This is a genomic window from Alteribacillus sp. HJP-4 (genome assembly GCF_042139015.1).
Lineage (GTDB): Bacteria > Bacillota > Bacilli > Bacillales > Marinococcaceae > JBHIKY01.
On sequence record NZ_JBHIKY010000037.1, the window covers coordinates 17,977 to 27,909 of the forward strand.

The window sequence follows — 9,933 nt, forward strand, 5'->3', positions numbered from 1 at the left end:
TTACATTATTATACATTACCTCGGTATAGTATCATTAAACGAAAAATTATTTAATCATTCTTTTCATAACATCGAGCAGCTCTTCAATCGATTCTTCTCCATTTCCATTCTTGATAGCATTAGCTACACAGTGATGAGTATGATCTTCCATTAATGCGAGAGATACTTTATTCATGGCTGATTGAATAGCCGCGATCTGATTTAAAATGTCGACACAGTACCGGTCGTTCTCTACCATATTGTGAATGCCCCGTACCTGTCCTTCAATCCGTTTGAGTCGATTCAGCAGCTGCTGCTTATTCGGCTGTACTGTCTGTTTATCTGTATGCTCCATCATCCACACCTTCCTACATTTATACGTATACCCTGTATTTATAAAATATCATACCCCCATGGAGTAATCAACTATCAAGATTATTTTCTTTTAGGGCGAGATATGAGAAGATAGCTTTGATTTACCATGGAAATGTCCGTTTCCATAGAAAGGATAGATAGAATGTCACGAACAAAAGCGTATGCCTTCGCCATTTCAGGTGCTGCACTTTGGGGCTTGACCGGTCTTTTTGTGCAGTTTTTATATGATTACGGTTTTACTCCCTGGCAGGTCGTTGCCATCCGGGCAATTTTTTCGGGCTTGCTTATTGTGAGCTATCTTAGTATTTTCAACCCCTCCTATTTAAAAATTAATCTGCGGGATCTTCCTTTTTTTATCGGTACTGGAATTATTAGTATTGTATTTTTTAATTGGTGTTTTTTCACAGTCATCGATGAAACATCCATTTCCCTGGCCGTAGTGCTGCTGTATACTGGTCCTTTTTTTGTGACACTGCTTTCACGCTTTTTGTTTAAAGAATGGCTCACGAAGAGGAAAGTGGCCGCTTTGTTTGTAACAATTGCCGGCTGTGCATTTACGGTCGGCCTGCTTCCTTCATTTAACACATCTGTGTCGGGCTTTGCGATTATTACGGGGATCGGTTCCGGATTCTTTTACGCCCTATACAGCATTTTCGGAAAATATGTGAGCCGAAAATATCACTCTCTGACAATTACCGCGTGGTCGTTTATCTGTGCGAGCACGCTTATGCTTCCGGCCGGCGGGCTTCTCCCCCAGGCAGGATTATTTCTGGATCTTCGCGTGCTCTTTTTTGCCGCCGGGCTTGCCTTGATTCCAACGGTGCTGGCCTACATATTTTACACTATCGGCCTTACATATATTGAATCGAGCCGGGCTTCTATTTTATCGACTATTGAGCCGGTCGTCGCCCTGTTTGTAGGCTTTGCCGTATTCGGAGATCAGCTTGGAGGCTGGCAGATGGCAGGAGCCGCGCTTGTCCTATCCTCTATTTTTCTCGTATCCGAAAAAAAACGAATATCTTCATCGAGGGGGCTGTAGCAAAAGCCCCTCTTTATAGAAAAAGTAGTATCCTAAATAGAAGATAGCAGGGGACAAGTCCGAAGACTCCAGTGGGAAGAGCAGCGGCTGAAGATCCGCCGGGCGCGGGTTTCGCCCGGTTAGCTGAAGCGCTGCCCACGGAAAGCGAAGGACTTGTCCACTGCATTTTTACCATGCAAAAGGGGGCGAGTATCATTTATGATACAGCCCTTTTTAGTTCTATTCACTTAGGCCAATACCTTCAATTTTTCATTGCTTAAAATTATATTTTGCATTTTGTTCGGCTTCTGGATAAAATACAGGAACACACGTTCGTATTTGAGGTTGTATTTTTCTCCAAAATCTACCTTTTATAAGTAAGCAGGCCAGAAGGGAGGGACAGCATGAAAGATAGATTATGCAGTCTGAGAGGGCAGTGCCGCAGGCTTGATCGTTTTATCTCTGAGCAGTCCGACTTGATGAACAGTCCTGTGATTCAACAATTTATACAGCAGGAAGAGCACCGTCAGGCTCTTGCAGACGCCTTCTGTAAAAATACTGCCGCCGCGAAAGCCAACCTGGATGATATATTCCGCGCTTTCTACGGGGACATGCAGTTTACATCCTATGTGCTGAAGACCCTGCAGTGGAGTGCTATTCATTTTGACAAACAGCTGCGAAAGCAGAACCAGGTGGAACAGCTTCTTATTGACAGTCACCCAAAAGACGCAGAAATACCAGAATGGCCGGATCTAAAGGTCCCACTCACTGAAGATGCGGCATCTGATCAGAAAGAACGTCTGGCTGACATGATTGAAAATAAGCTCCTTTATCACGGACTCTGCCAATTAACACCACGCCAGCACTATGTTCTGTACGAAAAATATAAAAATGACTTATCTGATCTCGCTATCGCGGAGCAGCTCGGCGTCAGCCAGCAGGCGGTGTTTAAATCAAGAAAAACGGCACTCGAACGATTGTCTCAAATTATGGGAAAGGATGATGTTCGATTATGATTTTTGAATCACTCGCCACTGAATTGTTAGCTAATGTAGGCTTCCCTATTTTTATTTCTGTTTATTTAATGGTCCGGATAGAAAACAAAATTGAAAATGTGTCGGTGAATACACAAAGGCTGTTTGACCGATTTATGAAGGAGGAATACCGTGACTGAGCTTTACAGACTGGCTTATCTCGCAAAGGAAAAAGACGAGGAGGCGATGGCCCGCCTCCTCCTCGAGTTTGAACCTTTTATTCAAAAATCTCTTCGTCAGACAACGATTCAGGAAAAAGAAGATCTGAGACAGCATTTACGATTAAAATGTATCGAAAGCGTTTATCGCTTTTCATATTCTCCCGCCCCCGGCTTTTGGGAGTTTATTAAGAAATAAAATATATTGTGTTAAGTGTTTTTCAACTTAATGACAAAAGAATTAAGTGTCTTTAACGGTTTGGCCTGTACTCTTTTTTCTTCAATACCGTTCGATTATAATCAATCTATCAAATATACGTATAAATGGTATCGACATTCCGGCTTTTGATTAATCGTAAAGGTGTTGGATGCATGAACAAAAATAAAGTATGGAAATGGAGCTTGCCGCTGATGCTGCTTGCAGGGGCTGTGATATTCATTTATGTTGCAGTGACCCCAACTTTCAGTCATGAGTATAAACAACTGACACAACGGCTTGAGGTCGGCTTAAAGTACACCGAACCTAAGGATTCAACTATGTATGTGCTGCCATACGTGGAAAATCCAAATGGCTCCGACCTTACGTTCACGCATAACGGAAGCAACTTTTTCGGTTTGGAAATCCTTGATAAGCAGGGGAACGTCATCAAAGGAGCGGTCACGCTCGAAGCAAATGAGGAAGCATCACCGAATATTCTAAAAACCACGCTGGGCCCGGGCGAAAAGGAAAGCCAGAACCATTATTACAAAGTGACGCTCGATGATGAGGCCGATAGAATCCAAATTTCCTATAATGGCAAAGTAAAAGATGAATTCGGCCTGGATAAAATTGAAGAAGTGATTGAAATTGATGTGAACCATCTGCTGATTTAGTTTATACAGTGCTGCAGAGGAAAAATAGCTTCTAACTTATGAAGTGCACCAAAAGTTGGGCAAGAGTTCGATATTGTATCGGACTCTTGCTTTTTTACCGGCAGATTTTTATTTCTGCGTCTTCTTCTTACCAGCGCGACGTCAGCATCTTTCTTCTCGTGTAAAATTCAACGCCGTCTTTCCCGTTCGCATGCAGATCTCCGTAAAAGGAATTTTTCCATCCGGAGAAAGGGAAGAATGCCATAGGAGCCGGCACATTGACATTGACGCCAAGCATTCCTACTTCAATGTCTTCCCGATACTGGCGGACGGCATGGCCGCTGGACGTGTACAACACGGCGCCGTTGCCAAAATCGGAGCGGTTCGTTACTTCAATTGCCCCGGTCAAGTCCTTGACACGTACAAAGGATAGAACCGGAGCGAATATTTCTCTCTGCCAGATACTCATCTCAGGGGTTACATGGTCAAATATCGTAGCCCCGAGAAAGTAACCTTCTTCCATATCAGCCGCATCTTTCCGTCCGTCGCGGACCAGCACCGCCCCTTCTTTTTCCCCTTCTTCTATATTTCTGTGGACCTTATCCAAATGGGACTGCCGGATGACCGGGCCTAGATTCACGTTTTCATGGAGACCGTCCCCTAAGGTCAGTTTGTCTGCTGCCTGCTTGAGTTCTGAAACCACTTCGTCCGCGATGTCTTCCGTAACAACCACCACAGAAGTGGCCATACAGCGCTGTCCCGCGCTTCCAAATGCCCCACTCATGATTCCCTGGATCGTTTTTTCCTTGTCACAGTCTCCGAGTACAATCGCGTGATTTTTTGCACCGGCAAGCGCCTGTACTCGTTTGCCGTGATTAGCAGCTGTTTTGTAAATATACTCTGCGACCGGCTGGGATCCGACAAAGGAAATGGCATTGACCTCATCATGTTCAAGCAGCCCGTTTACGACATCGTGTGCTCCATGCACGATGTTTAACACCCCTTCCGGGAGTCCGGCCTCCGAGAACAATACTGCCAGCTTTTTTGCCAGCAGCGGTGTCCGCTCCGACGGTTTCAACACAAATGTATTTCCACAGGCAATCGCGAGTGGAAACATCCAGCACGGCACCATCATTGGAAAGTTAAATGGCGTGATACCGCCAACGACACCTACTGGATAGCGGTACATGCCAGATTCAATATCCGTAGCAATATCCGGGAGAACATCTCCCATCATAAGACTGGGTGCACCGGCTGCAAATTCGACGCACTCAATTCCGCGCTGCACCTCACCGTAAGCATCGTTGTAACACTTCCCATTCTCCAGGGTGATTATTTCAGCGAGTTCTTCATAATGCTCCATCAAAAGCTGCTGATATCGAAATAATATCCGCGCCCGCTTCGGCACGGGAGTTTTGTTCCACGATTTGTACGCAGTTCTTGCCGCGAGCACAGCAGCGTTTACATCTTCTTTTGACGACAGCGGCACCCTGGCAAGCTCTTCGCCGGTGGCCGGATTCGGAACACTGTCATAGGTTGCTGTGCCTGCATCGACCCATTGGCCGTTAATGTAATTTTTTAATGTTTTTACAGTCGTCGTTCCCATTTGTTGATGCACTCCTTTAATAATTTACTTTGAAAGATAAGCAGGGTATTCATACGTAAAAGCTTCTTTGTATAAAGCGATAATTTCTTCTTTTTCAGGCACCCTGGGGTTGTTTCCGGGACTCCCGCTTTCCACCGCATCTTCTGCCATTTTCGGCAGGCTGTAAAAGAATTCTTCTTCGGCGACTCCCCACGCTTTCATATTTGGAATATCGAGCTGACGGCAGAGACGAAGCACTTCATCCACCAGGTACACAGCCGCTTCTGGATCCTGCCAGTCCATTTTTTCCGGATAGATAAAACGCGCCATTTCTGCGAGTCTATCCTCACAGCTTTCTTTTGTAAATTCAAGCACCACTGGAAGCAGCATGGCATTTGATATTCCGTGAGGGACATGGAACAACGCGCCGATCGGCCGGGACATGCCGTGAACGAGGCAGACGGACGAGTTTGAAAAAGCCATTCCGCCCTGCAGTGCTCCCAGCGCCATGCCTTCCCGTGCCTTCTCATTGGAACCGTTATCATAAACCGCTTTCATATTTTCCATGATTAATTTTGCGGAAGAGAGAGCAAGCTGATCTGAAAATGGATGAGCTTTTCTTGAAATGTATGCTTCAATCGCATGAGTAAGAGCGTCCACACCAGTGGCCGCCGTCGTTCCCGGCGGTGAAGACATAGAAAGCTTCGCGTCTACAATGGCGGAAGCCGGCATGAAGGCAGGCTGCTTAATCATCATTTTCACATCGTTCGACGTGTTTGTGATAATCGTTACATCTGTAGCTTCAGAGCCGGTCCCAGCTGTTGTTGGTATGGCAATCAGCGGCTGGGCCAACTTATCCGCCCGTTTGCGGTTGTTCATATACTCATGAATCTCTCCATCATTTGCAGCAAGCACTGCTGCTGCTTTAGCGGTATCGATGCAGCTGCCTCCACCAAGCGCAATCATGATATCAGTTCTGTGTTCGGCCTGCTTCTCCAGTGCTTCCCGTACAAAAATATCGGTTGGCTCCTGGTCTACTTCGAGGTAATCAATATAGGGAATACCCGCCTGCTCTAAATAATCGTGACATTCCTTTAAATAGCCGAGTTCCTTCATAATACGATCGCTGATAATTAATGCTTTCCCGCCCAGCTTAGCTGCTTCTTCTCCCACCTTCTCCAGACTTCCATGTCCGTAGATAATCGTGTTCGGAAAATTCATTGCAGAAATGCTCACTTCATCTCCTCCTCTTTTTTCTATCCTCCCTTAATTCTGTTGCAAAAAACATGCCAGCTTTCCAATTGGTCGGAACCGCTGAAAAATGGCAGTGGCATTGTCTTTTTGTGTAGATTATAAAATACATATGTATACAATAATCTACAAATATTCTGGCACTTGATGCTCTTTGATTTTTTTGTACAACGTAGTGCGGTGGATCCCCAAGGCCTGCGCTGCTTTAGTTTTATTGCCCCGATGTTCTTCAATGGCAGTCATAATCATTTGCTTTTCCCGCCTGCACTGCTCTTCTCTTAACGGCGTTTTGTTCGTCTCTTCCGGCTGATTTGCTTGACGGCGTATCAACGGAGGCAGGTCGGAAGCTGAAATTGTATAATGATCTGATAAAATCATTATCTGCTCTGCGATATTCATCAGCTCTCGGATATTGCCGGGCCATTCATAGTCCATTAACATTTCGAGCGCTTCCTGCTGCAATTCCTTTGGAGGAAGGTCATTTTCCTCGGCAAAATATTGCATGTAATGCTGGAATAGCAGCGGAATATCTGACGTTCGTTCACGGAGTGGAGGCACGTGAATGGGAATAACGTGAAGCCGGTATAGAAGATCCTCCCGGAATCTGCCGCTTTCCACAAGCCCGATAAGATCCTCGTTTGTCGCAGCAATGATTCGCACCTGCAGAGGAATACGTGCATGACCGCCTACCCTTACTACTTCCCGTTCTTCTAGAATCCGCAGAATCTTTGCCTGCATCGCCATCGTCATCGTGCTGATTTCATCAAGAAAAAGTGTTCCGTAATTAGCTGCTTCAAATTTACCCGTGCTTCCTCCGCGTTTGGCTCCGGTAAAGGCTCCCTCTTCGTAGCCAAACAGCTCCGCTTCCAGCAGGTGCTCGGGAATCGCAGCACAGTTTACGCTTATAAACGCCCCGGTACGCTCGCTCATTTGATGAATAGACTGCGCAAATAGTTCCTTTCCTGTTCCGCTTTCTCCGGTCAACAGCACGGTCGCTTTCGTCCGCGCCGCTTTTCTTGCCTTACTTTTGCTGTCCAATAGCGGGGAGCTGTCTCCAATTAACTGCTCAAACGTATACAGCCTTCCGTCCTCTTCGATCTTTTTCCTGTCTTCATTTTTAAAAGGAGGAGCAAGCTCCATGTTCGCCGCATTTCCAAGAATCCGGTACAGCTCACTCACTCCTTCAAAAATTAACATGCCTATGGCACCGGTGACCCTTCCTCCTTTTCTGATCGGGATGCGGTGTACGACCATTTTCTGACCCTGAATCACCTGAATTTCTCCCTTTTCTGGAAGCCCGGATTCCACCGTTTTGTGAAGCCTCGTATTTTCAATGACCTCTTCCACCGGGCGGCCGATGATCTCACTGTCTTCAGACATCCCGAGAAAATTACGATAAGCAGTGTTCATCTGCACGAGAATTCCATCTTGATCCACGACTGCTATCCCTTCATAAGCACTGTTTAAAATAAGCTCTGATACTTCCGTATCGTTCTTCCAGTCTTCGGCAAAGCCGCGGTAAGCCCTTGCTACGTCCTCCCAATCAAGCACACCGGTTAAATTACCTTGTTTGTCCTGAACCGGCGACGGCAGATCCTTGACGTGAAGAATACTTTCGTCTTCCGATAATGGTTCCACGTCATTCAGCCAGCTTTCTTTCACTTTCTTTTTGGGACTTTTGTCTTTAAGTAAATGGCGGTAAAATTTTTCGGAGTCTAGAAGGCCGATGGGAGTTTTTTCTTCGTTTATAAATATAATCTGGCGGCGTTCTCCCTCTTCCATTGCCTGTAACACATCATCTACTTTTGCTTCTCCGATTATAAATGCCACTGCCGGGAGCATCCATTCCTTTACTAAGTATCGGTCCACCTTCTCTTTCACGTATTTTCCTCCTTTAATCTTCGACCATTCCCTTATGTTTCACGTGAAACAACATTCAGGGAGTATCTTACTGTTTCCTTTCCCTATTTGCGGGTTTTTCTATCATTATCACTATTGTTCTTTCAGATTATAATAAGTATCATGAGGGAATAGTTACCTTACTGTGTGGTTTTTTCCTGCCGGTAATCAGGTTTTTCTGCTTTTCAATTTTAAGGAGGTACATATGTATGTTCAGCTACGTCTCGCACCTTTATTGTCCAAAATGCCAGAACACTTACTCTGTGGATGAACCTGCCAACCTCTGTTCGTGCGGATCTCCCCTTTTAGTCGCCTATGACATGGATGCGCTGAAGGTCCATTTCCGCAAAGAATCTGTCATCGGCCGCCAACCTGATTTGTGGAGATACCATGAGCTGCTGCCGGTTAAAAAAGAAGCAAATATTGTTTCATTCGGAGAAGGAATGACTCCGCTTTTAGAAATGAAAAAAATAGAAAAAGAACTCGACATCGCGCAGCTGTGGATGAAGGATGAAGGGTTAATTCCCACCGGATCTTTTAAAGCCAGAGGCTCCGCGGTCGGTGTTTCCAAAGCAAAAGAACTTGGTATTGAAGAAATTGCAATGCCGACAAACGGAAACGCTGGAGCAGCCTGGTCTTTATACGCCAGCCGCGCGTCCATTACTTCTCATGTCGTCATGCCGGTCGACGCTCCGATCGTGACACGAAAGGAATGTGCCATTGCCGGAGCCGACCTTCACCTTGTTAACGGCCTGATCAGTGATGCCGGTAAAATTGTTGGACGCTCTGTGAAGAAGCACGGATGGTTTGATGTATCGACCCTAAAAGAGCCTTATCGGATTGAAGGCAAAAAAACGATGGGGCTTGAAATTGCCGAACAGCTGCAGTGGAAGCTGCCGGATGTGATTGCTTATCCAACCGGCGGAGGTGTTGGAATCATCGGCATATACAAAGCGATTAAAGAGCTGATGGAGCTCGGCTGGGTGAGAGAAGATAAAATGCCGAGACTCGTAGCGGTGCAGGCAGAGGAATGCGCACCGATCGTCAAGGCGTATGAGGAAAATAAAACTTCTTCTGACTTCTGGCCGGAATCCAGAACTGCTGCCTTTGGTATCAATGTGCCTAAAGCAATCGGAGATTTTCTCGTGCTGGAAGCCGTCTATGAAACGAACGGATGTGCGGTGGCAGTCAGTGACGAGACCCTGCTTAAGGAACAGCAGCATATCGTAAGAAAAGAAGGAACCTTCATCTGTCCAGAAGGTGCCGCTGTCTTTGCTGCTGTGCGAAAGCTCCGCTCTGAGGACTGGATCAAAGCGAACGAAACCGTTGTCTGCTTAAATACAGGCATGGGCATTAAATATCCTGAAACGGTGGATGTAAATGTCCCGCTTCTCTCCCCGGAGGATACATTATAATAAATATTGCTGGGGCTGTATCATAAATGATACTCGCCCCTTTTTGGATGGTAAAAAAAGCAGGGGACAAGTCCTTCGCTTTCCGTGGGCAGCGCTTCAGCTAACCGGGCGAAACCCACGCCCGGCGGATCTTCAGCCGCTGCTCTTCGAGGCCACTGAAAAACGGAAGGTCTTTTAAAAGTAGAATTTTAATAAAGCGGGGGCTGTAGCAAAAGCCCCTTTTTATAGAAAAAGTAGTATCCTAAATAGAAGAGAGCAGGGGACAAGTCCGGAGACTCCAGTGGGAAGAGCAGCGAGGCTGCTGAAAAACCTGCATTTTATCTCCAACAAAAACGGAAGTTCAAAAAAGGACCCTTTTATTCCTCTA

Annotated in this window: 10 protein-coding genes; 6 read left to right on the plus strand and 4 right to left on the minus strand. The window is 46.0% G+C overall.

Annotated features, from left to right (window positions below; genetic code table 11):
- Positions 1 to 46 precede the first annotated feature (46 nt).
- Positions 47 to 337 (minus strand): metal-sensitive transcriptional regulator, encoded by a 291-nt coding sequence (locus ACE4RR_RS20240; RefSeq protein ID WP_375537251.1) that lies wholly within the window; start codon positions 335 to 337, stop codon positions 47 to 49.
- A gap of 159 nt (positions 338 to 496) precedes the next feature.
- Between ACE4RR_RS20240 and ACE4RR_RS20245 the strand changes: the two genes are divergently transcribed.
- The 5 genes from ACE4RR_RS20245 to ACE4RR_RS20265 all read left to right on the plus strand — a co-directional run bounded on the left by ACE4RR_RS20245 (position 497) and on the right by ACE4RR_RS20265 (position 3,437).
- Complete coding sequence (locus ACE4RR_RS20245) at positions 497 to 1,393, plus strand: EamA family transporter (RefSeq protein ID WP_375537252.1); 897 nt, start codon at positions 497 to 499, stop codon at positions 1,391 to 1,393.
- A 383-nt stretch (positions 1,394 to 1,776) separates the two neighbouring features.
- A complete protein-coding gene (locus ACE4RR_RS20250; RefSeq protein WP_375537253.1) occupies positions 1,777 to 2,388 on the plus strand; it encodes a sigma-70 RNA polymerase sigma factor region 4 domain-containing protein in 612 nt (203 codons plus the stop codon).
- Positions 2,385 to 2,546 carry a YvrJ family protein gene (locus ACE4RR_RS20255; protein ID WP_375537254.1) on the plus strand — a complete coding sequence of 54 codons (162 nt, stop codon included), beginning with the start codon at positions 2,385 to 2,387 and terminating at the stop codon, positions 2,544 to 2,546. Before ACE4RR_RS20250 ends, ACE4RR_RS20255 begins: the two co-directional genes overlap by 4 nt.
- The gene (locus ACE4RR_RS20260) at positions 2,539 to 2,763 is read left to right on the plus strand and encodes a helix-turn-helix domain-containing protein (protein ID WP_375537255.1); all 225 of its coding nucleotides are present in this window, start codon (positions 2,539 to 2,541) and stop codon (positions 2,761 to 2,763) included. Before ACE4RR_RS20255 ends, ACE4RR_RS20260 begins: the two co-directional genes overlap by 8 nt.
- A 173-nt stretch (positions 2,764 to 2,936) precedes the next feature.
- Positions 2,937 to 3,437: a hypothetical protein gene (locus tag ACE4RR_RS20265; RefSeq protein ID WP_375537256.1), complete on the plus strand. Its 501-nt coding sequence runs from the start codon at positions 2,937 to 2,939 to the stop codon at positions 3,435 to 3,437.
- Between the two features lie 127 nt (positions 3,438 to 3,564).
- Here the strand turns inward: ACE4RR_RS20265 and ACE4RR_RS20270 are convergent, their stop codons facing one another.
- From ACE4RR_RS20270 to ACE4RR_RS20280, 3 genes are all read right to left on the minus strand, one after another.
- The gene (locus ACE4RR_RS20270; RefSeq protein WP_375537257.1) at positions 3,565 to 5,022 is read right to left on the minus strand and encodes a CoA-acylating methylmalonate-semialdehyde dehydrogenase; all 1,458 of its coding nucleotides are present in this window, start codon (positions 5,020 to 5,022) and stop codon (positions 3,565 to 3,567) included.
- Positions 5,023 to 5,046: 24 nt separating this feature from the next.
- The gene (locus ACE4RR_RS20275; protein ID WP_375537260.1) at positions 5,047 to 6,222 is read right to left on the minus strand and encodes an iron-containing alcohol dehydrogenase; all 1,176 of its coding nucleotides are present in this window, start codon (positions 6,220 to 6,222) and stop codon (positions 5,047 to 5,049) included.
- Between the two features lie 156 nt (positions 6,223 to 6,378).
- The gene (locus ACE4RR_RS20280) at positions 6,379 to 8,133 is read right to left on the minus strand and encodes a sigma 54-interacting transcriptional regulator (protein WP_375537258.1); all 1,755 of its coding nucleotides are present in this window, start codon (positions 8,131 to 8,133) and stop codon (positions 6,379 to 6,381) included.
- Positions 8,134 to 8,360: 227 nt separating this feature from the next.
- Here ACE4RR_RS20280 and ACE4RR_RS20285 point away from each other — a divergent pair, with 227 nt between their 5' ends.
- Entirely contained in the window at positions 8,361 to 9,566 is a 1,206-nt protein-coding gene (locus tag ACE4RR_RS20285; protein ID WP_375537259.1) for a threonine synthase, read from the plus strand.
- Positions 9,567 to 9,933 lie beyond the last annotated feature (367 nt).

What these genes read in the sequence shown, in the direction of transcription:
- ACE4RR_RS20275 (WP_375537260.1), bottom strand. Translation starts at nt 6,222, where the DNA reads ATGAATTTTCCGAACACGATTATCTACGGACATGGAAGTCTGGAGAAG.
- ACE4RR_RS20270 (WP_375537257.1), bottom strand. Translation starts at nt 5,022, where the DNA reads ATGGGAACGACGACTGTAAAAACATTAAAAAATTACATTAACGGCCAA.
- ACE4RR_RS20255 (WP_375537254.1), top strand. Translation starts at nt 2,385, where the DNA reads ATGATTTTTGAATCACTCGCCACTGAATTGTTAGCTAATGTAGGCTTC.
- ACE4RR_RS20240 (WP_375537251.1), bottom strand. Translation starts at nt 337, where the DNA reads ATGATGGAGCATACAGATAAACAGACAGTACAGCCGAATAAGCAGCAG.
- ACE4RR_RS20285 (WP_375537259.1), top strand. Translation starts at nt 8,361, where the DNA reads ATGTTCAGCTACGTCTCGCACCTTTATTGTCCAAAATGCCAGAACACT.
- ACE4RR_RS20250 (WP_375537253.1), top strand. Translation starts at nt 1,777, where the DNA reads ATGAAAGATAGATTATGCAGTCTGAGAGGGCAGTGCCGCAGGCTTGAT.
- ACE4RR_RS20245 (WP_375537252.1), top strand. Translation starts at nt 497, where the DNA reads ATGTCACGAACAAAAGCGTATGCCTTCGCCATTTCAGGTGCTGCACTT.
- ACE4RR_RS20265 (WP_375537256.1), top strand. Translation starts at nt 2,937, where the DNA reads ATGAACAAAAATAAAGTATGGAAATGGAGCTTGCCGCTGATGCTGCTT.